25 protein-coding genes are annotated in these 26,056 nt (G+C 57.5%); 4 read left to right on the top strand and 21 right to left on the bottom strand.

Annotated features, from left to right (window positions below):
- Window positions 1-639 precede the first annotated feature (639 nt).
- The 4 genes from MP439_03710 to MP439_03695 all read right to left on the bottom strand — a co-directional run bounded on the left by MP439_03710 (window position 640) and on the right by MP439_03695 (window position 4,878).
- A complete protein-coding gene (locus MP439_03710; protein ID MCI2975167.1) occupies window positions 640-1,323 on the bottom strand; it encodes a dienelactone hydrolase family protein in 684 nt (227 codons plus the stop codon).
- An 81-nt stretch (window positions 1,324-1,404) separates the two neighbouring features.
- Window positions 1,405-1,866 carry a pyridoxamine 5'-phosphate oxidase family protein gene (locus MP439_03705; GenBank protein MCI2975166.1) on the bottom strand — a complete coding sequence of 154 codons (462 nt, stop codon included), beginning with the start codon at window positions 1,864-1,866 and terminating at the stop codon, window positions 1,405-1,407.
- A 425-nt stretch (window positions 1,867-2,291) separates the two neighbouring features.
- Window positions 2,292-3,869 (bottom strand): APC family permease, encoded by a 1,578-nt coding sequence (locus MP439_03700; protein MCI2975165.1) that lies wholly within the window; start codon window positions 3,867-3,869, stop codon window positions 2,292-2,294.
- Between the two features lie 493 nt (window positions 3,870-4,362).
- Window positions 4,363-4,878 carry a hypothetical protein gene (locus MP439_03695; GenBank protein MCI2975164.1) on the bottom strand — a complete coding sequence of 172 codons (516 nt, stop codon included), beginning with the start codon at window positions 4,876-4,878 and terminating at the stop codon, window positions 4,363-4,365.
- A 394-nt stretch (window positions 4,879-5,272) separates the two neighbouring features.
- Between MP439_03695 and MP439_03690 the strand changes: the two genes are divergently transcribed.
- Window positions 5,273-5,608, top strand: coding sequence for a hypothetical protein (locus tag MP439_03690; protein MCI2975163.1), 336 nt, complete (start codon window positions 5,273-5,275; stop codon window positions 5,606-5,608).
- Window positions 5,609-5,703: 95 nt separating this feature from the next.
- On the opposite strand, the gene MP439_03685 is transcribed toward MP439_03690, so the two are convergent.
- On the bottom strand, window positions 5,704-7,089 hold the full coding sequence (locus MP439_03685) for a class II fumarate hydratase (GenBank protein ID MCI2975162.1): 1,386 nt from the start codon (window positions 7,087-7,089) through the stop codon (window positions 5,704-5,706).
- A 790-nt stretch (window positions 7,090-7,879) separates the two neighbouring features.
- The gene (locus tag MP439_03680; protein ID MCI2975161.1) at window positions 7,880-8,368 is read right to left on the bottom strand and encodes an EAL domain-containing protein; all 489 of its coding nucleotides are present in this window, start codon (window positions 8,366-8,368) and stop codon (window positions 7,880-7,882) included.
- Between the two features lie 1,432 nt (window positions 8,369-9,800).
- On the opposite strand from MP439_03680, the gene MP439_03675 reads away from it, so the two are divergent.
- The gene (locus MP439_03675; protein ID MCI2975160.1) at window positions 9,801-10,748 is read left to right on the top strand and encodes a zinc-binding dehydrogenase; all 948 of its coding nucleotides are present in this window, start codon (window positions 9,801-9,803) and stop codon (window positions 10,746-10,748) included.
- 147 nt (window positions 10,749-10,895) lie between these two features.
- Here MP439_03675 and MP439_03670 read toward each other — a convergent pair whose 3' ends face one another.
- On the bottom strand, window positions 10,896-11,126 hold the full coding sequence (locus MP439_03670; GenBank protein MCI2975159.1) for a hypothetical protein: 231 nt from the start codon (window positions 11,124-11,126) through the stop codon (window positions 10,896-10,898).
- 180 nt (window positions 11,127-11,306) lie between these two features.
- On the opposite strand from MP439_03670, the gene MP439_03665 reads away from it, so the two are divergent.
- A complete protein-coding gene (locus MP439_03665) occupies window positions 11,307-11,885 on the top strand; it encodes a hypothetical protein (protein MCI2975158.1) in 579 nt (192 codons plus the stop codon).
- Between the two features lie 330 nt (window positions 11,886-12,215).
- Here the strand turns inward: MP439_03665 and MP439_03660 are convergent, their stop codons facing one another.
- Window positions 12,216-13,880 (bottom strand): methylmalonyl-CoA mutase family protein, encoded by a 1,665-nt coding sequence (locus MP439_03660; GenBank protein ID MCI2975157.1) that lies wholly within the window; start codon window positions 13,878-13,880, stop codon window positions 12,216-12,218.
- Between the two features lie 126 nt (window positions 13,881-14,006).
- Here MP439_03660 and glpX point away from each other — a divergent pair, with 126 nt between their 5' ends.
- Entirely contained in the window at window positions 14,007-14,993 is a 987-nt protein-coding gene (gene glpX, locus MP439_03655) for a class II fructose-bisphosphatase (GenBank protein MCI2975156.1), read from the top strand.
- Here the strand turns inward: glpX and MP439_03650 are convergent.
- The 13 genes from MP439_03650 to MP439_03590 all read right to left on the bottom strand — a co-directional run bounded on the left by MP439_03650 (window position 14,951) and on the right by MP439_03590 (window position 26,025).
- A complete protein-coding gene (locus MP439_03650; GenBank protein MCI2975155.1) occupies window positions 14,951-15,934 on the bottom strand; it encodes a 2'-5' RNA ligase family protein in 984 nt (327 codons plus the stop codon). The two genes, glpX and MP439_03650, sit on opposite strands and share 43 nt — an antisense overlap.
- Window positions 15,935-16,327, bottom strand: a complete 393-nt coding sequence (locus tag MP439_03645; protein MCI2975154.1) for a F0F1 ATP synthase subunit epsilon — start codon at window positions 16,325-16,327, stop codon at window positions 15,935-15,937. It lies immediately after the preceding gene.
- Window positions 16,327-17,805 (bottom strand): F0F1 ATP synthase subunit beta, encoded by a 1,479-nt coding sequence (atpD, locus tag MP439_03640; GenBank protein ID MCI2975153.1) that lies wholly within the window; start codon window positions 17,803-17,805, stop codon window positions 16,327-16,329. Before atpD ends, MP439_03645 begins: the two co-directional genes overlap by 1 nt.
- Before the next feature lie 2 nt (window positions 17,806-17,807).
- Window positions 17,808-18,710: an ATP synthase F1 subunit gamma gene (gene atpG / locus MP439_03635; protein MCI2975152.1), complete on the bottom strand. Its 903-nt coding sequence runs from the start codon at window positions 18,708-18,710 to the stop codon at window positions 17,808-17,810.
- Window positions 18,711-18,716: 6 nt separating this feature from the next.
- Complete coding sequence (atpA, locus tag MP439_03630) at window positions 18,717-20,243, bottom strand: F0F1 ATP synthase subunit alpha (protein ID MCI2975151.1); 1,527 nt, start codon at window positions 20,241-20,243, stop codon at window positions 18,717-18,719.
- 11 nt (window positions 20,244-20,254) lie between these two features.
- Entirely contained in the window at window positions 20,255-21,121 is an 867-nt protein-coding gene (locus tag MP439_03625; GenBank protein ID MCI2975150.1) for a F0F1 ATP synthase subunit delta, read from the bottom strand.
- 2 nt (window positions 21,122-21,123) lie between these two features.
- Window positions 21,124-21,642 (bottom strand): F0F1 ATP synthase subunit B, encoded by a 519-nt coding sequence (gene atpF / locus MP439_03620; protein MCI2975149.1) that lies wholly within the window; start codon window positions 21,640-21,642, stop codon window positions 21,124-21,126.
- Window positions 21,643-21,653: 11 nt separating this feature from the next.
- Complete coding sequence (gene atpE, locus MP439_03615) at window positions 21,654-21,929, bottom strand: ATP synthase F0 subunit C (GenBank protein ID MCI2975148.1); 276 nt, start codon at window positions 21,927-21,929, stop codon at window positions 21,654-21,656.
- 82 nt (window positions 21,930-22,011) lie between these two features.
- Window positions 22,012-22,782, bottom strand: a complete 771-nt coding sequence (gene atpB, locus MP439_03610; protein MCI2975147.1) for a F0F1 ATP synthase subunit A — start codon at window positions 22,780-22,782, stop codon at window positions 22,012-22,014.
- A complete protein-coding gene (locus tag MP439_03605; GenBank protein ID MCI2975146.1) occupies window positions 22,779-23,201 on the bottom strand; it encodes a hypothetical protein in 423 nt (140 codons plus the stop codon). The genes atpB and MP439_03605 overlap by 4 nt, the downstream gene beginning before the upstream one ends.
- Before the next feature lies 1 nt (window position 23,202).
- Entirely contained in the window at window positions 23,203-23,544 is a 342-nt protein-coding gene (locus MP439_03600; GenBank protein ID MCI2975145.1) for a hypothetical protein, read from the bottom strand.
- A 95-nt stretch (window positions 23,545-23,639) separates the two neighbouring features.
- The gene (locus MP439_03595) at window positions 23,640-24,782 is read right to left on the bottom strand and encodes an undecaprenyl/decaprenyl-phosphate alpha-N-acetylglucosaminyl 1-phosphate transferase (GenBank protein MCI2975144.1); all 1,143 of its coding nucleotides are present in this window, start codon (window positions 24,780-24,782) and stop codon (window positions 23,640-23,642) included.
- A gap of 1 nt (window position 24,783) precedes the next feature.
- Window positions 24,784-26,025, bottom strand: a complete 1,242-nt coding sequence (locus MP439_03590) for a serine hydroxymethyltransferase (protein MCI2975143.1) — start codon at window positions 26,023-26,025, stop codon at window positions 24,784-24,786.
- Window positions 26,026-26,056: the final 31 nt, after the last annotated feature.

Raw genomic sequence — 26,056 nt, 5'->3', positions numbered from 1 at the left:
GGTGTAGTGTCACTGAGTGGACTCTAAGCTCCTGTGCCACAACCCAATAGGTACTGACCTTGTTCTAGCGACATGATGGCAAACTATGTTCAAGAGTGATCAACGTAGCCGTATCAGTAGCGTGCCCCAAACCGATGACCAGAGATATCTTGGCGGTCCCTACGTCACGCCGCGCCTTTGCGCAATCGAACATCAGTCGATCGATTCGACACGTGCTGTGCAGATCGGACCATATGCATGGCTGCCGATTGACACCGGGTCTCGCGGAGGGTCGTCTTAGCTCCGACACCGTCGAAGGGATCGACTGACAACAACGCCGCTCCCGACCGGAGCGACCACCAGCGCTCACAACACTAGCGAGAGGCCCACCTCGCCGATTAGCCATCGTTACGGTGACACGTCACGAGCCGATCTCGGCGCAACCGCTCGATGTAGCTTGCCAACGATTAGGCATCGACGAATAACCATCAAGCGCACAGACGACATCGCTTTTTGTTGGCGCTCACACGATGCCGGAGCCCGGGCCTAGCCGAGCTGACCCTTAGCGGTCAGTGGACCCGCACCGCTCGCTAGAAAGTGTGGACCCGCACCCTAACCCAGACAATCCGACCCCACGGGGAGCGACGGTTGATCCGTGAACTAGCTGCCCAAGGCGTCCCGAAGAAATTGCGTCGCCCGATCCCAAGCCTGCATCGCGGATTGCGCGTGATACACCTCAGGCCGATCGTCGTTGAAGAACGCATGCTCGGTACCGGGATAGATGAAGAATTCGACTGACTTGCCCATCGAGCGTAAACGCTCTTCGAGCTGTCGAACGACCTCCGGCGATGATGGGTCGTCGTGCTCGGCGTAATGTCCTTGGATTGGTGCCTGGATTCGCGCGTAATCGGGCTCCGCATTCGGCCATGGAATGACACCATAAAACGGCACCAATGCCTTCACCAGCTCGGGCTGGTCGGCGGCCAAGAGATACGCGAGACCGCCTCCCATACAGAAACCAACGACTCCGACTCCATCGCGCCCAGACCGCTTCACCAGCTCCTTGACCGCGCCAGTCATCTGCTTGGAGGCCTCGGGGAGCTGCAACGCCATCATGGCCTTCGCTGCCTCATCCGGCTCAGCGACGACACGACCATTGTAAAGATCGGGCGCTAGGGCGACAAAACCTTGCGCTGCAAACCGGTCGCAAACATCCTTGATGTGGTTGTTGATCCCCCACCACTCTTGGATCACGATAACTCCTGGGCCACTCACAGTCTCGGGAGTCGCCAGGTATCCGGTCGCCTCATGCCCATTACTTGGAAAGCTAATCATTTCACCCATGAACAAATCCTAGCAAGGACACACTCACAGCCAGCGACACGATCATCACGAGCACACAGGCAAGCGTGGCAGCGCTATCCCTCAGTAACGGCCACCAAGCTTCCGATGATCCCAGCTGACATATTCCTCGACGTCGAGCCGAAAGGCAATTCTCTTAGGAGCGGAACCTAGAAAGTCTCCAAGCAAGACCGCGGTTGTTCCCGACTGATAACGCTCAAACAAGGCGCGCCCAACCATCAACACCTGATCTGGGTCTTCACTGATCTGTGCCGTTGCATAGAGGGTCAGTCCACGAAGCTCCTCATAGCGCTCCCCGACTTCGATCAGGCCAGTGACACGGGGATCCCTTCGCAAGTTGATAGTCTTCTGCGACTTCGCGTACGTCCAGCACCACAATGACCCATCGAGGATGCAGTACCACATTGCCACCAAATGAGGACGACCTCGGGGTCCGAGGGACGCGACATTGAGCGTTCGACCCTCAGCCAAGAACGCATCACGCTCGGCATCGGTCATGCTTATCAGGGAACGCTTTTTTGCCATCGACTCCACCTCATGTTGATACCTACGGTATGGACTCTAGCGGCGCCACTGGAACCTTGGCTAACCGCGACTCCCCAACCAGCGAAAGCGCTCTCGGTTACGTCACAACGGTCAACCATCGCAGTTCTCCTGGCGACCGTTACAAGGGTGCAGTCAACAGGGCGTTACTAACACCACGCCCAAGTAAGTGAACACAATCAGCCATAGCATTAGGGCAAGTAAACCCTGTTCGCTGAACCCGCAAAATGGAATAGATAGGTTGATCAAGCGGCTCCCCGTCCGGGCCAGGGTACGCAGATCAGCGGTGGCACTCCGACGGCACGCGTCAGCGCATTGGGGTTACCAGTTCGCCACTACGAGGTCCAATCGAGTGAACCACGACTGGTGGACTCATCCGCTCGGCTTCCTCCTTGCTACTGCGCAAGTCAACTTTCGCTCTGCACAGGGTAGGCGTCTCGCGCCATACGACTCTGTACCGCCCATGGCAAGATCACAAAGATCGACACCACAGCGACGATCACCGAAGAGAGGTTGAAGGAGATCTCCGTGCCCCGACCAACACTGCCAATGGCAGCCATGCCAAGCAGGAACAGGATCCACACAATGTACCACAGTGCATGCCCGATGTCCTTCCAATGACCTGCGACTCCCAGCAACACCGAACCAATGGCCACCAAGATCACTGCATACGGAACGGCCGGCCATCCAGACCAGTAGACAACCAGTGATGCGCCTCCAAACCCGAGTGCGCCGATGATCAACGACCCAGCTGAAAGCTTCTCACCGCGCTGCTTTCGCACCGCCAACATGGCAGCCGGGACGATCCCGAACGAGATATATCCACCGACAACTGCATCATCAATCAGGCTGATAATGCGAGGCACCGGAGCAGCCAGCAACGCCAGGGCGGCACCGATGAGCGCGACGATGATCAGTGAAAGACCTGGCGCCTTGTAGCGTGAGTTGATCTGTTTCAATCGCTCGGGCACGTAACCAGTGCGAGCCATTGCAAGTACAACCCTTGCGCCTGCCCCCTGATAAACGTATCCCGCGACACCAGGGCCCAATATACCGACCACAACAGCGATGGCTAGGAGCCAATTCACGCCCCGATTGGTCGTCAACGCAATAAACGGGTTGGCCGTCACTGCCGTCAAAGCACTCCAGTCACCAACCTTCACCGATAGCACTCCCCAACTAAGGCCTGCGATGAGTGCGATGCTGAATAACACGTAGACGAGAAACTGAACACCCAACGTATAAAGAATCCCCACCCGAAGCGTACGAGCATTGTTCGCCTCCTCGGCGAAGTCAGGGATCACCCTGATCGCACCGAAGGCAAACATCGCGACCGGTACCGCTGCAAAGATAGGGCCGATACCGTAGGGAGCAAAGCCGCCGAAAGCTGAGAAGTTGTGAACTTTACCGATGGCGATGATGAAGGCGATGGCTAGCAATAGATACAACACGATCTTGATGCCGCCCAGCACGTTGTTAATCCGAGCCATAATTTTGACACCATAGAAGTTCACTGGGATATAGACGATGAGCAGCGCAAGCGCGACCAGGGCGCCGGACAAGGTCGGGTCACCTTTGGCGTTCAACAGACCAGAATCAAAGTAACTCAACGCGGAAACCGTTGCAATCGCTTCGATCGGGGGTATCAACAGATACCAAACTAGGCTTCCTACCGAGTTAATCAGGTTCGCCACCCAACCGTGGGTATACAGCGAATATCTTGCCGGACCGCCTGCCTCAGGGAACCGTACGCTCATATCAACATAGGTAATTCCAATGAACGTATAAATAACACAACCGATGATCCATGAAACAATCATTGCAGGGCCAGCGATCGCAGCCATTCCGATCCCGCTGAAGAGCGCACCGGTTCCTACTGCACCTCCAACACCCAGAATGACCATAGGGAGTAAAGAGATTCCCTTATGGAGGCTACCCCCAGAACCACCGGGATTACCTGCTGATTGACCAGTTACCTGTGCCATATTGACCCCCATGAAGTTCGGATTCCACTAGGCTTCATGCCAACACCTTAGCCCAATAGGAGCATAATTGGTCGTTTAGCTTCGCATGAATAGTGTACTGAATCCAAATATTACCAGTTCACAGCGGGGTTTTAGATGATAGAAAAACTTTGGACCCTGGGCCGTCCGCGCTAAACTAACCATGATTGATTACCGCAATACTTCACACAATTGCCGACAATCTCGCCATCGCGCTGCACTAACTCAGCCACGCCATTCCAACGTTGGGAGGGTCCGACCTTGTTATGCGCGGTACAACGAACAGCGATCGATCCCGAAAGACCTATCGACTTGAATGATTCGCCAACAAATACGAGCGATATACCACTTGTTCAGATGGACTCTGATGCTGACGTTTACCCACAATCACAATTGTCACATAACGAGGTGAACAGGTTGCGCAACGTGACGAAAGGAGCACCGACGCAGCACGTAGTCCAACGATAGCGTCAGGCTAGGTCAACCATCCTTGGAGCATCGGTGCCATGCGTGGCCAGCCAAACTGGGCCTTCAGGATACGACTTCCATCGACATAGACCCGACGTGGGCCTAGATCTTCAACGACATAGCCAAAGTGACCAGCATAACTACGCAGGAGATCATCTGGCAGAATTCGCAACCTGCACGTCCAACACTCTTCCAAGGCTCCCAACCTGAGTCCGGCGGTACAACTCAACGCGAGTGGCATCGACGATGGCTGATGAAAATCGCATTGCTCAAGATGATCGATCAACAAGGCACCGTACTCTCCGGCAGCCATCGACGGCTCACTCGCACCGAGGACCTTGTTGGCGACACACCACAACTCAACCGACGCAGGCCATCCACGCAGTAGCTGAACGAGCGCTGGCGCAAGATCAATCGGCTCGGTTGCTGCAGCCGCAAGAAGATAGCCGAACTCCAAGACCACCTCGGCATCGTCAAGACCTGCATAACGAGCGAGGTAGCGAAAGTGCTCTAAAAGCGCCATAGAACACCAGCCTATGAGTCATAACGCCTCCTGAGTGCCAACCCGAACAGCCGCCGGTGCGACCATTCACAGTAAAGTGAAGGCCACCAAGAACTCGGCAAGGCATGTGCACCCCGCGATCCAGCGTGTCAGCCACGACGTAGAGCTGCGCCCATCGAAGAGTCATACCCACCGAGTTGAGGCGCACGAACATGACCAATCCCTTGTTATGCGCACGCTCAGACTCCAGGCCCCACGTCTGCGCAATCAGGCCCATGCAACGAAGTGCGATAAGGGGTTAAAACTCCATTCTAGTACCCGGAGCATGAACTGGACCATAACGGCCCCCGGGCATAGCGACGTCCCATGGACGTTGTAGGAGAATGACTCCAAGGGAAGTTGGAAGGAGGAAAACATGCACTTCTTTGGACTTGTCTTACTCTTCGGGTTGGGTATCTACGCGCTGAGCCTGCTGGGTCAGCGAGCCTACTCCAAAATCCGAGAACTTAAACCACTCGTCCAGCTTGTGTTGGGCGTTGCACTCGCGTGGATCGCAAACATCAATCTTTGGACCGGTTTCTCGATTAGTCATTTGCGTGCGGACTGGATCGGCGTAACTATCGCTGGCCTCGCGCTCGGAGGTATCGCCTTCTTCTTCGATGCCGTTGTTGGCTTCGTTGCTGGCCTTGAGCGTAAGGTTGAAGATCAAGCCAATCAGCTTGAGCACGGCGATCTCAAACGCATCGCCTAGTTCAATACCTCGTACTCCCGCGGGTATCCAATGGCAAACCTGCCATTGAGTACCCGCGCGTTTTGTGCAAACGATTATCGAGTCAACGCACGCACCTATCGAATGATGCCGCCTCTGGTCATCGCCATCACGTCCAACGCTTTGTCGACCTCCGCCTCTGTGAGCAACCCCTTCTCAAGGACCACCGTCCGAAGATCCTTGTCCGTCGCAAGCGACTCTTTGATGACTTTTGCTGCCTGCTCGTAACCGATGTAGGGATTCAATGACGTCCCAATCGATGGCGACGAAAGTGCATACGTCCGACAGCGCTCAACATTGGGGGCGATTCCGCTAACGCACTTATCCACCATCGCATCCGCAATCGATCCCATGATCGCAATGGAGTCGAGCACCGCAACACCGATGATCGGCTGCATCACATTGAGTTCAAAGTTGCCCGCGGCACCGCCGAAGGCAATCGTGGCATCGTTGCCGATCACTCGGGCAACAACCTGACACATCGCCTCAGGCACCACAGGGTTCACTTTGCCTGGCATGATGGAGGACCCTGGCTGAAGATCGGGCAGATGAATTTCACCCAGTCCACAACGGGGTCCGGACGACATCCAACGTAGATCGTTCGCTAGCTTGTAGTACCCCATGGCAAGCGTCTTGAGCGAACCCGACAGCGCCACGATACCGTCTCGCGCACCGTGCGCCTCGAAGTGGTTGGCTGCCTCTCGAATCGGTACCTCAAGCCGCTCTCGCAGCAACCGCAAGACGCCATCAGCGAATCCCGGCGGCGCATTCAACCCCGTCCCGACCGCCGTTCCGCCGAGCGGAACTTCTCCCACATCGTCCTTGGCGATCTCAATACGAGCGATCGCCTTTCGAGTCGCACTCGCGTAGCCAGAGAACTCTTGGCCGAGGGTGATCGGTGTCGCATCCATGAGATGCGTTCGCCCCGACTTCACAACCTCGGCGAACTCCACCGTCTTGGCGTCGAGACCATCAGCAAGTCTGCCGAGTGCCGGCAGTAGTGCGTTATCGAGTTCGAGCAGGACACCAAGGTGCAGCGCGGTCGGAAACACGTCGTTAGACGACTGGGACGCATTCACATGGTCGTTCGGGCGGACCTCACGACCGAGACGTTCGCTCGCCAGATGGGCAATAACCTCATTGACATTCATATTTGATGAAGTGCCGGACCCTGTCTGATAGATGTCGATCGGGAACTGGTCGTCGTACGCTCCCTCCAGCACATCCTCACAGGCGCCGACGATCGCTTCGCTGATGGATGGCTCGAGGATCCCTAACTGCGCGTTCGTTTTGGCCGCGGCCCACTTCACCCAGACCAACCCCCTGATCAGCGACATCGGCAACCGTTGGCCAGAGATCGGAAAATTTTGCACTGCTCGTTGTGTCTGTGCGCCCCACAGTGCACTTGCTGGCACCTCGATCTCGCCCATGGAATCGTGTTCGATCCGCATCCCTTCCGTCATCATTACCTCCTCGTAAGTCCTGTTGCTTCCGTCCCTTTACGCTATCGTCCCGCCGAGCAGAAGTCCACCTGACGTGGAGTTTGATCAGGATCATTCCGCCCACACGCCCAAATCGGCTCTGTCGCACGATCACAAATCGAAACAGCCTTCGCTGCGTTCAGATCCGACCCCAAGGGCCAACAGCGTCGGGGCCCCAGACGAGGGCAGAGCAGAAGTATTGGGCACCACCGTGCACCTTACACGCTATCCGTGAGCTGGGGCTGCGCTCAGCAAGCAATCTCTTACGCCACTGGCTCGTCCACTCGCTCGACGCGATCGGAGATCCGGGCGCTTCTTCGCCTTCGGATCGATGGCATCGTTGCCACCTTCCTCGGCAGTATCGCCTCAGCCAGCAATCCGAATCGCCGCAGCCGATCTAACCATCGATGTGCAAAGCGAAGCCATCGTTGCCCAGCAACGGCAACCGATCACGCCAAACGCCCGAGATCACGACGCTCTCTCACCCACATCATGCTTTCTCGATCCGCCAGGGTTAGCACTTCAGGTGAAGGTATTGGGTACGCCCCCACCCGCTATGGATCTAGCCCAACGTTCGAGCAGTTATTCCGAATGATCGTCCATCATGTGGATAACCTCATGGTTTCTTGACTTATCCACAGGGGTGATTTGCAAATGGGCAGGTCAGGGTGTTGGTGGGGTTGGCTGGGAGATTGGTAGTTGGGTGTAGTGTCCTAAGAGTTTTAGTCGTTTGGCCAGAATGGCCCGTTTGGCCTACATGGCCGCTCGCCTGTCATCTCTGTATATCCGTGCGGCGGGTCAACCCCTCAGCCAGGACGATGGTGAGTACGTTCGATGCAACAAGCTGACGGTAACGAGCCTGTTGGGTTCGACTGAAGAGGGTCCCCTTTTGAAATCCCGCTAGCACAACCGCATTCTTGGCGGCATCGATACACTGCTTCTCAAGATGTGAGCTGATCGGTGCCAGAAATGGTTTCTCGCAGCGTTCCGGGGTGATGGTGGCCCAAAGGACCTCGAACGGTGTGCGCCCGTCCAAAGGTTCTACACGCTGTCTTATCGGTATCGGGTCAACGGGGGCCGCCACCGACACCGGAAGCGCTCCTGGTTTGGCGTAAAAGTAGCCTTGACCGTAGGTCGCACTGAGTGCCTTAGCCATCTGCTCATGGGCATGGGTCTCGATAACTTTTTGGCGATGACCACCGCCCCCCGGCCTTCGACGTAGGCTCGAACAGCCGCTGTGATGCTTGCGGAAGCTTCGCACATTGCACCTTGGATTACTGACGTATCGAGCTTGACTACGTCCGGACGAACGAGGGATAGCAGCCCCAGAGATTCTTCGTTGGCACCTACGTCGTCCAACGCAACACCTCCGCAACTGAGACGGGCCCATCAGTACCTCGTATGAGGTCCAACACCCTACCGTCCACGTCACGTTCGACTATCTCCAAAATGACACGTAACTCACAGCATGCCCGTTCATGCTCGGCAAGCGGCGACGGTGGGCATTCCATACCAAGTGCAGCGGGTTCGACATTGATCTGCCACGATACCTTATCGGGCAGACGAGCCTCGAGTGCAGCGCGTATCGCTCGAGTACGACACAACCAATCCAATTCGCCGAGTCGACCAGCCTCCTTCGCCGCACGAATCAAAGCGAGGGTGACTCCAACGCGGAGCCTTCCGGGCCACGCGACAAAGCCTCAAATCCAACGACAGCCCGGCTGGCGCGATGTACGATCGGCTGAAAGACGGTGTGCACCACTCCATTATCGATGACCGAGTCGATCGACCATTCCGACATGGCTCAGGTTTCTTTCGTGGAGCAGCTCTCAGGGGCGGTCATCGCCGAAGCTCCTGTGTTCCTGGTGAACCGACTAGCCATGAGACCTCCGCATCGATGACCGCTCTCCGGCCTATTGGTTGAGACCGAGATACAGCCATGGCTGCCAGACGGTCAAGGACTCTATCTTGCTAAAGCGTGTCCCGCATTGGAGTCCACCTAGGTCCACCGGAGAGATTGCCACTTCCAACATATCGGCAGATCGAACCACCAGCTGGAGCCTTTCGACTCAATCCACGCGGGAAACAGCAAGTGATGCCGATGCGCAAGGACACTTTCAGATTCCACTCGCTACTGTATTCCTGAGACTGCTCTCACACCCCTCGGAGTGAAGCACTGCCCAAGATACTGCGGGTGGGGTAGGCTAGACCGGACAACGCGCCCATCCACCTGAACGTGGCGAAGGTGGCGCTCGCGCATCCAGGCAAGCGCACACCTGGCCAGCTAGCCAACGGCGACCCCCGGTATACCGTGCCATGCGATGCGCTCCGACTCGGCCGTCGCTGAGACAGCCGCTCATGGACTGCCTACCGGCGATGATGGAGTGATGGCGATGGCGCATTCCGCTGTGATCCTAAGAACGACGAGGGGTACGAGGCAGCGAACACTGAACCGAGACGGCAGTCCGCGGCCTCGGCGAAGCTAGAAGATGCCGTCGTTGACCCCGACGCAAGGGAGGGCTGTCCTAGCTGCTAGCGCTGCACTTGTGAGCGTCGGTGGAGCTACGAGACTGACGGCATCACTGTTGCCAGCCCAGCCGCCAGCTAATGAAAACTCCTAACCTACAACAAATTGACGACTCTAGACACTAGGGTGGCTGGGTAACCGTAGCCGTCTGCTCAAGGGGATTATCATGCGCGCACTCGTCGTTCAAGACTCGTCGGTCCAGGTCGCTGACGTTCCGACACCTTCACCATCGCCTCATGAGCTCTTGGTCAGAATGACAAGCGCAGGAATCAACGCTGCTGACTTGCTCCAGGCACGTGGCAGTTATCCCCCGCCGGCAGGGTTCGACCCAGAGCGACTGGGGTTGGAGTTCGCCGGGGAGGTGGTCGAGGTCGGATCGGACGTCGTCGGTTATGCGCCGGGTCAGTACGTCATGGCTGTCACCGGAGGCGGTGCCCACGCAGAATTCATCACGATACCGGCAAGCGCCTGCGTCCGGGTACCCTCCGACATCGACCCATTCATCGCGGGAGGCTTTCCAGAAGCTGCGTTTACGGCCTTCGATGCGTTGATTTCTCAAGCACACCTCTCGATCGGAGACCGCCTACTCGTCCATGGAGCTCTTGGTGGGGTCGGAACAGCAGCTGTCCAAATCGGCGCGCTATCGGGGGCCGAGGTGACCGCCGTGCTACGTAATCACGATCAAGACGCAAAAGCCCTCTCGCTTGGATGTCGCTCCGCGGTCACACCAGCTGAGATCCCCGGCTCCGGCCCCTACGACGTCATCCTCGAACTGGTCTCAGGTGAAAATCTTGGAACCAACCTTGACGTCCTCGCCATGGAGGGCACCATCGTCGTTATCGGGGTCAACAACGCTCCCCAGACTCAGATCGACCTACGTAAGCTGATGGGAAAGCGCGGAACCCTCCGTGCCTCCACGTTGCGCGCGCGCAGCTGGGAGCAGAAGTCTGCGTTGGCCAAGCAGGTCGAGCACCATCTCACCGGGCAGCTCGACACCGGCGCCTACCGAATCGTCGTTGAAGAACAGTTCGACCTCAACGATGGGCCAGCCGCCTACGAGCGATTCCGACAGCCAGGGAAGTTCGGCAAAATCCTCTTGACAACTCGGTCATAGAGCGATCAATCATCAGAAGCGACAACACCGCGCCCATCCACCCTACGAGTGGAATCAACCAAACCACATCGCGATGATGCATCATGCTGTGACGGACCGTTGCGTCTTGTCCTCTGGCGATCTGCGTCGGCCGTGCAAGAGCAAGCATCAGGAGCCGTTCGTCGGGACGACGATTCGCTCTCCGGGCCAGATCAACGTACCGTGTGTCTGCTTCTCCAATTGCGCTACGAGCGGATAAGGATTCGCGTTCGGATCAACCTGATGTGCAATCGACAGCAACGTATCGCCACGGGCAACCACGTAGATTTTGGCCGATGCGTGTTGACCATCAACGATCGGCCACACAACCCGTGAGACGATCACAAGAAGTCCGAGCACAACAATTGCCAGACCCAGCAACCGTTCTAGGGCGCGACGTGCCCTTTTTGCCGTGTTGCTGGCTCTTGGACTCAAAGTATCATTCGATAACATCATCATGTTCGAACTATAGTTCGAGGGTCTGACAGAGAAATTTGATATTCGGTTAGCCGGAAGCAAAAAGGCGATATACTTTCACCAATGCCCAAGATTATGGCCCCCACAGTTAAGGAACATCACGCTCAACGACGCCAGGCACTACTTGATGCCGCCAAGGAGTCGTTGCTTAATCCAACGATTAGGTCGATAAACTTCGAGGCCGTTGGGCCACGAGCCGGCCTACGACGCAATAGCGTCTACCTCTACTTCCCGTCCGAGAATCATCTGGCCCTTGAGCTCGCCGAGGATGTACTCCCTGGCTATCAGGAGCAGTTGATTGCGGCGATGAAGCGGCATCGCGAGCCCAGAGAACAGATCACTGGCTATGCCAAGGTGGTCGTGTCGACCGATGCTCGCCTGTTCCACGAAGTGCTCCGCAACCTTGAGAATCGAGACCGCACTCCCGATATCGCGGCAAAGGTAAAGGAATACTACCTCGCGTTGGCCCGCCCTCTTGTTGAACCTATGAAGGCACTCAAGATGACGGATCCAGAGGGCACCGCTGTGCTCCTGTTCACCATGCTCAGCTCGACCCAAAATGTCGCTGACAAGGTCATTGACGCCAAGGCGACGGCGCGACGTGCGCTCGCCATGGTCGACTTGATTATCCCCAAGCCCTAAAGGGAACCCGCTAGTGCCAAGTAGTCGCAACTATCGATCGATAGTTGCGGTTCGAATGCCGACAACCCTTTGCGCCACATGATGTGGCCCCTGCTTGGTATGGGCTGAGTTGGTATGGGCTGAGTTGGTATGGGCTGAGGTTTCCCGTGGTTGCGAGCGGCCACCATCGGCGCTACAAGCTCCAGCCCACTGTCGACTCCCGTCGGTCATGCCACCCGTAATTTGCTGATTCTCAAGGCCAGCAACACCAAAGCCCGAGGGACCCTCGTGGATAACCTTTGGTGGTGGGCCAGAGATGAGGAAAGTTCCCACCAAGGAATGCCGTGGTTGCTAGATGCCAGGCTCCTCATAGTAGCCAAACACTTCGGCGAGTGCCTCCATGACCTCACCAACCGTTACCCGCGCCTTTGAGGCTTGGATCAGGGACTCCATGAGATTGACCTCCGGGTCCTTGGCCTGCGTTTGCAGCTCCGTCAGCGCAGTGGCTACCTGATCGGAATCACGACGGCGCCGCACCTCCTCGAGGCGCTGAACCTGCAACTTCTCCACCTCTGGCCCGATCACCAAGGTATCGATTGGCTCCTCTTGGTCAAGGATGAACCGGTTGACACCAACCACGATCCGGTCACCGGCAGAGATCTTCTTCTCCAACTCGTACGCTGAGTCGGCAATGCGGTTCACGTGATAGAAGTTGTCCACCCCCACCAGCGCCCCTTCGAGCATGGAGCCGTGACCAAGTTCGGCGATCTCCGCAAAAATCTCCTCAGCCCTGCGCTCCATCTCAAGTGTCAACTCTTCAATGAAATACGAGCCCCCCAACGGATCGACGACATTGGTCACGCCCGTCTCATAGGCAACGATCTGTTGAGTCCGCAGGGCGATCCTCGCAGCGCGCTGCGTCGGGAGCGAGAGAACCTCATCCATCGAGTTGGTGTGCAGACTCTGTGTGCCGCCCAGCGTTCCCGCTAGCGCTTCGATCGCCGTTCGCACGATATTGAGCTCTGGCTGTTGTGCCGTCAGCGAAACCCCAGCGGTCTGGGTATGAAAACGCAGGAGCCAAGAACGAGGATCTTGAGCACCGTAATGCTCACGCATCCAACGAGCCCAAATGCGGCGCGCAGCGCGATACTTTGCGATCTCCTCGAAGAAGTCAATATGGGCATTGAAGAAAAACGATAACTGTGGCGCAAAATCATCTACGGCTAGACCGGCAGCAATACCGGTCTCAACATAGGCAAAACCGTTGGCGATCGTGAACGCCAGCTCTTCAGCGGCGGTGGCTCCCGCCTCTCGGATATGATACCCAGAGACTGACAGCGAATGCCACTTCGGCATCTCGGCCGCTGCGAACGTCATGGTATCGCGAACAAGACGCATCGATGGACGCGGTGGGAAGTAATACTCCTTTTGCGCCTGGTACTCTTTGAGAATATCATTTTGGAGCGTGCCGCCCAGCTGCCTCCTCGACACACCACTCGCCTCGGCGACGGCGACGAACGAGGCCAGGATGAATGCTGCTGGCGAGTTGATGGTCATCGACGTTGTGATATCGCCCAATCGAATATCTCTAAAGAGCGTCTCCATGTCGTCAAAGGTGTCGATCGCAACTCCGCACTTACCTACCTCACCAAGAGACTTGGGGTCATCTGAGTCGCGCCCCATCAGGGTTGGCAGGTCAAAGGCCACCGAAAGCCCGGTGCCACCTGCCTCCAGCAGCTCGCGGAAGCGTTCGTTGGTCTCCGCGGCTGAGGAGAATCCAGCAAACATGCGCATCGTCCAGAGTTTGGTTCGATAGCCACTAGCGTAGATCCCTCGCGTGTACGGGTAGCTACCTGGAAGTTCCTCATCGCTTGGAAGCTCGGTAGCGACATCCGGGGTTAGCGGACCTCGACTGGTGTAGACGGGTGCAAGTTCGATCCCCGACATGGTCTCAAAACGGCTCAGCCGCTTGGGCGCCTGGTTGTAGCTATGAACCCATTCATCAAATCGTGTCATATGGAACAAGTCTAGCCTCAAACGTGCAAGTACTCGAGGAACTCGCCTCAGCCACGACGAGGGCCACCACGAACGTGGGACATCCGCCTGCGCCGAAGCCAATCGAGTACTACTACCATACAAGGCATGTCCAACAGCACTCCCCCAGATCGTAATTTGGCCCTCGAGATGGTTCGCGTGACCGAGGCCGCGGCGCTCGCTTCGACACCCTGGGTCGGACGCGGGCAAAAGGAATCTGCAGACGGAGCCGCCGTCAATGCCATGCGTAGTGTCCTCGCTGTCGTCGCCATGGACGGCACAGTCATCATTGGCGAAGGCGAGAAGGACAAGGCGCCAATGCTCTTTAACGGGGAACATGTCGGTGATGGCACAGGCCCGAGGGTTGACATCGCCGTCGATCCAATCGAAGGCACTACCCCGACCGCAATGGGGCGTAATGGCGCGATGAGCGTCATCGCGGTTGCTGGCGATGGCTCCATGTTCTCTCCTGGCCCAATCGTCTACATGGACAAGCTTGCGACCGGACCAGAGGGGGCAGCCGTAGTCTCGCTTGATCTCACACCACGTGAAAACATCAACGAGCTGGCAAAAGCCAGGCACTGCAACACCTCAGAGATCACCGTGGCCATCCTCGATCGTCCACGGCACGCCGAACTCATCGACCAGGTCCGTGGGGCTGGCGCACGTATTTTCCTCATTGGAGACGGCGACGTAGCCGCTGCCATTCTCACCTCACTACCAACGTCAGACATCGACATCCTCCTTGGCGTCGGGGGCAGTCCCGAGGCGGTCATCGCGGCCGCAGGCCTACAGTGTCTCGACGGAGCGATTCAAGTGCGCCTATGGCCTCGTGACGATCATGAGCGCCAACAGGCCATCACCGCAGGTTATGACCTCGACAAAATTCTGCACACCAAGGACCTCGTGAACTCTGAGGATTGCTTCTTTGCTGCCACCGGCGTAACCGATTCCGAGCTCCTCCGCGGCGTGCGCACGCATCATGGCGAGGCTATCACCCATTCAATGGTGATGCGTTCTCGAAGCAAAACGGTCCGCCGCATCGAGGCAGTTCACCGCGTAGAGAAGCTCAAGAACTTCCATCTCATGCCCTGAGATCCGTCCGCCAACCTCACCGAGACACCTCGTGGCGCCTCGGCCAATAGGCCGAAATCTCTTGGATCAACACGATCAAGGCCGAGGAGAGCGGCCTCCTCTCGCGATAACCGACGCGCGCCAAAACCATCCAACGGGTGGTGTTGATCGAGCGTTGCAATGGAGGCCGGGCGCAAATAACTAACGAGCTCGTCGACCATCAACTCCTCGAGTCCGAAACCAGTACTTTCTGGATCTCGAACGACTGGCTTGGCGAGAACCCAAACTCCAGACGGCCCTGGAACTGCCTCGACCCAACCGAGTACTTCACCACTCTTCTCGATCAGCCAGCAACTTAGCCCTGGAGACCTCACTAGGTTGGTGAGCACTCCAGTGCGCGAGAGCATCGCGATGGCCGTCCGGTGAGACCGTCGGCGTGGACCTCCGTATCCGAGGAGCGCGCGCACCAGCGGTCGCCAACGGCGGCGCCCACCACGGATGTCGGCAACCAACAGAGTTACCTCCTTGGCCTGTGTGACCAACCGATAGTTCGCCAACTGGGCACTCAAAACCTGGGCTACCTCGTTCGAGACAGCATCGATAACGGTGACATGAGGCACATAGGGGCGGGAATGATCGAGCGGTCCGAAAAAGTTACGCAACTCAGCCAGCTCATCCGTACCCCGGATCACCGGGACGTGACCCGAGATCCTACGGTTGGCAAACGTTGCGAAACCCGATAGTTCGAGTTCAATCGGTCTCACCTTTGCGGCCAACGAGCCAATGCGCTCGACAAGACCCCAAGCCTCGTCGACCGGCAGGTCGATCGGTGGGACCAACGTGATATGAGGAAGAATCCTATCGACCGCGGTAGAACCGAGCAGGCTCCGAGCGACGTTGAGTTCGAACTCCACCGCCTCATCGAACGTTACAGCGATGCAGCAGCGAACCCGAGACGTCACTTAGTCGATCAAGCTTCCTCGAAGCTCAAGCGAGCGCAACTCCCCCTCGGCCAACGCGTCATCGAGCTCCTCTAATCGCTCCTCGTAGCGTTGCCTGCGTCGCCGAAGAGACTCCTGTTCGACGTCGCTGGCCAGCTGTGCGTCATTGGCGAGCACCACAACACGATTTCCTCCAGCCCGGACGAGACCTCCATCGATAACGATCTGGAAGGACTCCCCGTCAGCTCGTACGACGGTAGCCAGACAGATCTCTACCTCCCCCACAAAGGGGGCATGATGCGCCAGGAAGGCCGCATCTCCGAGCGCTGATCGGAGCATGAGGCTCTTCACCTCTTCATCCAAGACAACGAGCTCCGGATTCGCCACGATCAAGTTGAAGGTATCCTCAGCCACTATGCGTCCATCTCCTTTGCTCGGGCAAGAACGTCCTCAATGCCGCCCGAGTTCAAGAATGCCTGCTCCGGCACCCCATCCAGGTCGCCTCGCACGATCGCCTCGAAGGACTCAATCGTCTCGTTGATGGGCACATACTTACCTTTTGCACCAGTGAAGACCTCGGCAACGAAGAACGGCTGGGAGAGGAAGCGCTGAATCCTACGAGCCCTCGATACCGTCACCTTATCCTCCTCAGACAGCTCATCCAAACCGAGGATAGCAATGATGTCCTGAAGCTCCTTGTAACGCTGCAGAATCTGCTGGACGCTCCTCGCCACTTGGTAATGGCGTTCGCCAACGATGTGGGGTGCAAGGATATTCGAAGTCGAGGCCAGGGGGTCGACCGCCGGGTAGATGCCGAGCGACGCAATCTGGCGAGAAAGCTCAGTTGTGGCGTCGAGGAACGTGAACGTGGTAAACGGAGCTGGGTCGGTGTAGTCGTCAGCTGGCACGTAGACGGCCTGCAGTGAGGTGATCGAACGTCGCTTGGTGGAGGTAATCCGCTCCTGGAGCGCACCCATCTCATCGGCGAGCGTTGGCTGATATCCCACGGCCGACGGAAGGCGTCCTAGCAACGCTGACACCTCAGAACCAGCCTGGACAAAACGGAAGATGTTGTCGATAAACAGCAACACGTCCTGATCCTTGACATCACGGAAATACTCCGCCATCGTCAACGCAGACAAGGCAACCCTCAGTCGAACACCTGGTGGCTCATCCATCTGACCGTAGACGAGCGCCGCCTTTTCAATGACACCGGACTCCTCCATCTCAAGCAGGAGGTCGGTTCCTTCACGCGTGCGCTCACCGACACCGGCGAACACGGAGACCCCACCGTGTTGCTGTGCAACCCGGTTGATCATCTCCATGATCAAGACGGTTTTGCCTACACCAGCACCACCAAAGAGGCCGACCTTGCCTCCCTGCACATAGGGCTCCAACAGATCGATAACCTTGATCCCGGTCTCGAACATTTGTGCCTTCGGCTCAAGATCATCGAACGGCGGTGGGTCCCGATGGATCTCCCAGGTGTCCTCGATACCCGTCAACTCGCCCCCATTAAGCGGTTCCCCGACCACATTGAAGACGTGTCCAAGTACCCCCGTACCCACTGGTACGGTGATGCCGTGTCCAAGGTCGGTAACGACCGCTCCACGGCGCAGGCCATCAGTGGGGCGAAGGCAGATACAACGCACCCGACCATCACCAAGCTGGCTCGCCACCTCGGCCATGATAATCACGGTTTCCCCGTCGATCTCAGCCTCCATAGAGAGCGCTCGGTTCACCTCGGGGATCGCATCAGGAGGGAACTCGACGTCGACCACTGGACCAGCGATCGACACTACCCGGCCGGTGGCCGTCGACGCTGTCGATCCCGCCCTTTTGGGTTCGGTATCCTCGGGCCGGGTATCTTGGACCTGGGTATCTGTCTCCATCGTTACCTCTCATCTCCACTCATGGCGTGGTCACCCTGTGCGAGTGCCTCAGCGCCACCAACGATTTCTGTAATCTCGGTAGTAATAGCATCTTGTCGAACCCGGTTCATCGCCCTCGTCAGGCCCTTGACCAGCTCGGTTGCGTTATCGGTCGCGTTCTTCATCGCCCGCTGACGCGCGGCGTGTTCTGCAGCCGAGGCCTCGAGCAAGAGCCCAAAGAACTCAGCGACGATGAGCTGGTGCAACGCGGAATCAACGACGGCTTCAAGCGATGGCTCCGCTTCAAAGTCAAAGCGTTCAACAGTATCATCACCGGTCTCAATAACCGAGCTGGTGTCTACTGGCACAAGGGTCGTCTCTTCGAGGCGCTGGACGCCAAGCGAGTAGAAGCGATTTGAGATCACCACAACCCGGGCCACCTCTCCAGCGTCGACCCGCTTCATAATTGGACCCATGATCGCGTATGCCTGGTCAAGGGTCGGCAGATGGGTAACACCATTGATATGGACATTGCTCTCGATGCCCCGAAAATGCAGGTAGCTCTCGATCCGTCGGCCGATTGACACCAGTTCAATGGGTCCTTCGGTCGTGCGCATCTGCTCTTCGTAGGCACGAATCACCGAGCTATTATAACCACCACACAATCCTCGGTCAGAGGTGACCAGAATCAGCACGGTCGTACCGGTGCTGGTCTTGGTCAACGGTGGCCGATAGCTTGGCAACGTGACCAACAGCTCTCGCGTCAATTCAGAGACCTCTCGGAAGTAGGTTCGTGCACCCCCGATACGCCCAACCGCTTTGACGATGCGCGAGGCCGCGATCAACTCCATCGCCTTGGTGATCTTCTTCGTAGAGTTCACACTCCGAATGCGCCCTCGAAGTGCCCGTTCCTTTCCGCCTGGCACGAGAACTTACGCCTTGGTCGCGGTGGCGAATCCACCCGCGAAGGTCGTGATCGCGTCAGTCAGTGCCTGCTTATCAGGCATCTTGCCAGTGTTGGTGATCTCGTCCATCAACTCCGGGTGCCGAGCCTTCAAAAAGCCAATCATCTCTGGCAGGAACTTCGTGACATCACCGACAGCGAGATCATCGAGGAGCCCAGTGATTCCTGCAAAGATACTCACCACTTGCTCAGCAACCGAAAGCGGGGCGCCCTGATTCTGCTTCAAAAGCTCCGTCAACCGATACCCTCGGTCGAGTTGTGCCTGCGCATACTTGTCAAGCTCGGAGCCGAACGTCGCGAACGCCTCGAGCTCGCGGAACTGCGCCAGGTCGAGCCGAAGGCTTCCAGAAACTTCCTTCATCGCCTTGACCTGTGCGGCACCACCGACGCGCGAAACCGACGTTCCCACGTTGATGGCTGGGCGATTGCCCGAGTTAAACAGATCAGAGTCGAGGAACACCTGGCCATCGGTGATCGAGATGACGTTGGTGGGGATGTAGGCAGAGATGTCTCCAGCCTTCGTCTCGATGATCGGCAACGCCGTAAGCGAACCCCCACCGAGCTCATCGCTGAGCTTGGCTGCACGCTCTAGCAATCGAGAGTGCAGGTAAAAAATGTCCCCAGGGTAAGCCTCGCGACCCGGCGGTCGTCGCAACAAGAGCGAGAGCTGACGATAGGCATCAGCCTGCTTGGAGAGATCGTCGTAAACGATCAGTGCATGCTCGCCGTTCTCCATCCAATGCTGGCCCATCGCGCAACCGGAATAGGGCGCGAGATATTTAAACGGTGCAGCCTCTGATGCAGCAGCAGCCACGATCACGGTGTACTCGAGAGCTCCATGTTCACGAAGGGTATCGACCACCGCGGCGATGGAGGTCCCCTTCTGCCCGATAGCGACATAGATGCACTTCACACCTTGTCCGCGCTGGTTGATAATGGTATCGAGCGCTACGCTCGTCTTGCCGGTTTTGCGATCCCCAATAATGAGCTCGCGCTGCCCACGACCAATCGGGGTCATCGCGTCGATGGCCTTGATCCCGGTTTGGAGCGGCTCGCCAACTGGCTTGCGCTGCACAATGCCCGGTGCCTGCACCTCAAGACGTCGCTGAATCGAAGACTCGATAGGACCCAAGCCATCAATGGGACGCCCGAGCGGATCAACAACCCGACCAAGCAGGCCATCTCCCACCGGAACTGACAGGATTTCTCCGGTCGACTTCACCAACTGGCCCTCAGAGATGCCCTCCTCGTCACCCAAAACGACGACACCGATGGTGTCCTCCTCGAGGTTCAAAGCGAGTCCTACCGTTCCATTAGCAAAACGTAGCACTTCGTTGACTGCCACCGACGGGAGTCCTGATACCGAGGCGATACCATCGCCAAACTCTAGCACCCTACCGACCTCCTCACCTGAGGTGGTCGTCGCGTACTCCTGTAGGCGTCGCTGAATGACTCCAGCAATCTCTGACTTATCAATCTTTAGCTCAACCGCCATGTCTCTCCTTGTTATCGCCCTGCAAGTAGCTGCTGGGCCCTCTGTAGTTCTCGAGCGACACTCACGTCATAGACGCGATCACCAACGACTGCAACCATGCCACCGATGAGCGATTCGTCAACTCGCCACTCAACCACTAGCTCACGACCTGACCGCTGTTCAAGCGAGGAGGTTATACGAGACCGATAGACCTCGTTCACCTCTCTTGCCAGGGTGACACGCGCCACCTGACTCTCCAACAGGGCAGAACAGTCGCCCATCACTCGTTCCAGTGAGTCCACGAGCGAACGCGGATTGGTAGTTGCGACCAACGCCCGTACCACGAGCAGTGCCGCCGACGACAGACGTGACCCGAGTAGATCATCCACGATGCCAACCCTTTGTTCTGGGCTGGTCCCCAACCCTGAGAGCGCGCGCGCAAGAGCTGTCTGTTCACCTAAGAGTTGATTGACACCAACGAGTTCATCCAGCAAGCCTGCCTGATGCTCACGGTCAAGATCGCGCATAACCGCCTGCGCGTAGCCACGAGCTCGAGCTCCGGTAGCCGTCGCGATACCATCACCGAGCACATAGGTGCTGGCGAGCACCTCATCGAGCTGGGCTAGCACCTCGGGAATCTCACCAGCGCTTTCGGTCTCGACGACGTAGCCGACCAGTGCCATCATGCGCGAATCGACTCGGTCTGCGAGGAGTTCATCCAGCACTGAGCGCCGAACATCAGCACGCAGTCCACGGTCGATTACCAAGTCTGTCAGCTCAACAGAGCTCTCGATCAGTGCAATAACCGCCACTAACTCATCTCTGCCCTGCGCCAACGCCCCCCGACTGGTCAAGAGATCCCGCGTCGCGATGGCGAATCCTCGGGTTCGCTCTCTCATGACTACTCCGAATCCGCCTCCGCGAGGAACGACTCCACTAGTGGGTCTACCTCGCTGGCCGCAAGCTCGTGTGCCAAGATGCGAGTCGAAAGCTCGATCGCCATGCCCGCAAGATCACTTCGCAGCTCCAGGATGAGTCGAGATCGCTCGGCTGCCATCTGCAGTTGCGCCTGATCTCGCACGATTTGAGCTTCGCGCTGAGCCTCTGCAACTGCTTCTTGGCGCAGAGCTTCGCCGGTCGCCCGCGCGTCCTCGATGATGCGTTGCCCCTCTTCCCGGGCTCGACCAAGCTCCTCGCGACGCTCGGCGAGGAGCCGTTCCGCGTCACGACGCGCCGTTTCAGCAGCCTCAAGATCGTCTCGGATCTTGTCACTGCGCTTGGCCATCATGGAGGCAACCGGTGGGAAGGCGAACTTCACCAACAGCACCAACAGGATGGCAAAGGAAATGACCGACCAGATAATCTCGCCAGTGGATGGAAGGATCGGGTTCGGGGATTGCGTTACTACTCCGAAAAGCACGGGCCGATACCTTAACCGGTGTACTTCAAGAGGACGAAGACGACGAATCCGATCAAGGCCAGCGCCTCAGCAAGGGCGAAGCCCAAGAAGGCGAGCGATCGAACCGGTCCAGCCGTCTCTGGCTGCCGCGCGATCGCCGAGATCGCCTGACCGAAGATAATACCAATACCAATACCAGGTCCGAGCGCCGCAAGACCGTAGGCCAGACCTGACCCAAGCTCTGCAAGACCCTTTCGTAGGTTGACATTTGCCGCAACTGCGATAATTGTCGCCATCATGCTATGCATTTAATCTGCTTTCCTCTCCATTCATAGAACTGTTACCAACGCGTATGGGTACAATCGCCCATGATAAACCCAGACAGACTCCTTAGTGCCCACCTCCCAAAGATTCGCCTAAGTAGACGGCGGTCAAGATGGTGAAGATAAAAGCCTGCAAAAACCCTACGAAAATCTCGTAACCGGTCAACACCACCAGGGTAGCCGCAGGCAACGGCAAAACGATCAAACCGATGCCACGAACAAAGAGTGCCTCCGAGATGACCGCGAAGGTGACCAAAAGAAGGTGGCCAGCCAACATATTGCCAAAAAGTCGAACCGCTAACGCAAAGGGCCGAACGATGAAGGTCGAGAGCAGTTCGATCGGGACAAGCAAGATCAGCAACGCTACCGGTACCCCACTCGGAACCAGGGCTGACTTAAAGTAGCGCCCGAAACCCTGCTTCTTGATACCGACGACAATAAAGGTGACATAGACGATCAGCGCCAAGGGAATCGTCACACTGGTGCGCGCCGTGGCCGGCATTTGGATAAACGGGATAACCTCAAAAAGGTTGTTGAACAGGATAAAGAAGAAAAGACCCGTCAACCAAGGGACCCACGCCAAGCCCTCCTGACCCATGACATCGATCACCACCGAGTTCGTGATGAAATCGACTGACGACTCCATGATGTTTTGGATACCACGAGGAACGAGCTGCTGACGCCGACCAGCGACAAAGAAAAGAATCAGTGTGATCGCAGCCGACAGCAGCGTCAAAATAGCGATCTTGTTGAACATGAAGGCCGTCGAACCAAAGGCGATCGGCTTCCAGTTCAATAGCTCCGCGATTGGCGGAAAGTTAATTCCGGCAAAGATCATCGAACCAACCTCCATGGGGCAAGACCATCATCGCCAAGACGACCCGACACCCGGCGTGCCTCGATAATCACCGCTGCCAGATGGCCGAGGATCACCACGAGTCCAAAGACCACAAGGTCCATCCAATGGGCATGAGCAACTGGTATCACCGCAGCCGTAAGGACACCGAGTCCAACCATCAGCGAAATGAAGGCGGCGGCCATGAGCCCGGTCATGCCGAACTTGGCTCCCTCCCGGAAGAACAACACCATGATCGCAAAGTTGACCGCCACCAGCGCCAACCCGTAGAGTGAGGACCAAAGTCCCCGATCTCCGGCGAGCGCCCACGAGATCGCGACGGCGACCGGGGCGACGATGAGCAACCGAACAAGAAAGCCCTTGGCGATACTCACCTCAGGCTGGATAGCTGCGCTTGACAACCTATTTCTTCCTCCTCAGCCAGGCATCCGCCTCGCGAACATCATCCGGAAGTTCGAGATCTGACTCCAAAAGGCGGGAAACCCCTCCGCGCTCAGGATTACGAGTTTTTACCGGGATCGGCGAGCTGTCGACCTCAGCCTTGGATCGGTAGTACATCGATAGGATAGAGCCCACAACCCCAAAAACGGCAATTCCAACACCCCATGCCCACGAATGTGTCCATTGACCAACTACAACCGCGATAACCAGCGACAAGACCATCGTCCCAAACGATTCGATCATTTTGGCGATCGCCTCACTAAAACTCGCTACCATGCCCCGAGCAACTGACCGGCTCTCCACGATGACCCTCTTCCGCCACAAACCCCAATCACTTTACCAGCTACCCGCCACTACAACGCCGTCCGAGGGGGAACCAGCAGAACTCATCGCAAAGCCTATTGCGGCAACCTCGTTCTCCTACTACGAATAACCTGCATCGCTCGCCCGCTCCGTGAATGCGTCCCCTTGAGATCTGGATGAAACAAGGTATACAGGAGCACGCCAACGGCGGCAACAGCGATCGGAAGTTCGAACCCGAGGCCACCGACATAGGTTGGCAACAGCGCAAACGCCGAGAGGATCGCAGTCCAGGCCCAGAGAATCGCCACCGCCCTTCTTGGCCCATGCCCCATCTCCATGAGCCGATGATGCAGATGCTTTTTGTCTGGCGTTGCGAAGCTCACACGGTGCGCCGTTCGCCGCAAGACTGAGAACACCAAATCAGCCATCGGAACACCAAGAATCACGAATGGGATCACCAGTGGTGCGAAGAAGAAAAAGGTCTGATCGGAGACGTTGGCGGTTCGGCCCCCCACCACCGAGGTGCTCGCCGCCAACAACAGCCCCAACAGCATGGCTCCGGTGTCACCCATAAAGATCTTGGCGGGATTCCAGTTGTGTGGCAAGAAGCCGACACAGACCCCAAGGATCCCGAAGGCGATGAGTGGGCCAATCGAAGAGCTCGGGAGCTGCCCCAGCGCCTCGAGCCGCAGGGAGTACAGACCAAAAGCCAAGGAGGCGATCGCGACGATACCCGAAGCCAAGCCATCCAATCCGTCGATGAGGTTGATGGCATTCTCCATGGCGATCACCCAGATGGCTGTCAGCAGTGGGGTTAACGAATTGGAGAGAACAACGATGCCCGCGAACGGCACTTTGAACCAAAACATCGTGACACCGAAGATCCACAACAGTGAAGCCGAAAGCACCTGTCCGGCAACTTTGGCAGGCGCCGAGAGGTTCCAGACGTCGTCGATCACGCCGATGGCTGTGATCGCTATCGCCGCAAATAGCACACCCGTCGGCTCTGATGAGTCGGTAAACACTGGCCGAAACGCATGCAACAAACGACCAGCGCCCATCGCTGCTCCGAACCCGACCAGCATACCAATCCCGCCGAGCGTCGGAGTTGGCTTGAGATGGGCCATTCGGCCCCCGGGTTGGACAACCTGGTTGGTTCGAAAGGCAACCTTGCGAACAATCGGGACAACCAAGAACGTCACAATCGCAGCGACGGCGGTTACGACGATGTATTGCACGCTACCGCTCTGAGGGTGGAGGGAACGATCGGCAAAGATCGGCTACCTCGCGACGCACCTCCTCACAGGTGGCGTCATCTTTCGTGCGCAAGACTCTTGAAATTAGCGATGCAACCGTCTTCATCTGAACCGGTGTCATTCCAGTCGTCGTCATCGCCGCGGTGCCAAGGCGTAGCCCACTGGTGACAAACGGAGAACGGGGATCAAACGGTATCTGATTGCGATTACAGGTAATGCCGCTGCGATCGAGCCGGTCTTGCGCGCCACGGCCGTCGAGTTCGGGATCGAAGTCGCGGAGATCAAGCAGTAGAAGATGCACATCCGTGCCCCCGGAGACGATGCGAAATCCCTCGCCAGCGAGGGCATCCGCGAGCGTCCGTGCATTCTCTACCACCCGTCGTCCATAGTCGGCAAAGGCTGGATCGAGTGCTTCGCCAAAGGCTACCGCCTTAGCAGCGATCGCGTGCTCGAGTGGGCCCCCCTGAAGCCCGGGAAAGACAGCTTTGTCGAGACGCTTCCCAAGATCCTCATGGGCGACGATCGCAGCTCCGCGGGGGCCCCGCAGCGTTTTGTGCGTCGTAAAGGTCACCACATCCGCACCACGAGCACCAGTAGCGGTGAATAACGGGTTGGGGTAGACGCCGGCCGCAATCAAACCAGCAACATGGGCTGCATCGAAGAGGACGAGGGCACCGATCTCGTCAGCGATCTCTCTGATGGGGTCGATCTCGATGATTCTCGAGTAGGCGGTAGCCCCAACGACGATCAAGGAGGGTCGCTGTTCCCTGGCCAATTGGCGCATCTGGTCGAGGTCAAGCCACTCTCGGTTCGGGTCCGACTCCCGAACCCCGTAGGAGACAAAATCATAGATCTGTCCTGAGAAGTTGACTGGCGACCCATGGGTTAGGTGTCCACCTTGGTCCAATCGCATCGCAAGCACCCGGCCTTGAGGCTCAAGGAGTGCAAGATAGGCTGCCGCATTGGCATTGGCGCCCGCATGCGGCTGGACGTTGGCATAGGGGGCACCAAAGAGCTGTTTGCATCGGTCAATCGCGAGGGTCTCCACCTGGTCGACGATCTGGTTGCCTCCGTAGTAACGCCGGCTTGGATAGCCCTCCGCATACTTGTTGGTCAACACCGAGGCTGTCGCCTCCATCACGGCCCGGGAGGTAAAGTTCTCAGACGCGATCAACTGAAGGGTGGTGCGCTGACGCTCCTCCTCCTCGTTGATGAGCCGTGCCACGTCAGGATCCTGGTGCCCGAGCCACTCAAAA

This window comes from Ferrimicrobium sp. (assembly GCA_022690815.1).
Lineage (GTDB): Bacteria > Actinomycetota > Acidimicrobiia > Acidimicrobiales > Acidimicrobiaceae > Ferrimicrobium.
The sequence above is the reverse complement of the archived record's forward strand: the minus strand, read 5'-3'. Positions and strand labels throughout refer to the sequence as shown.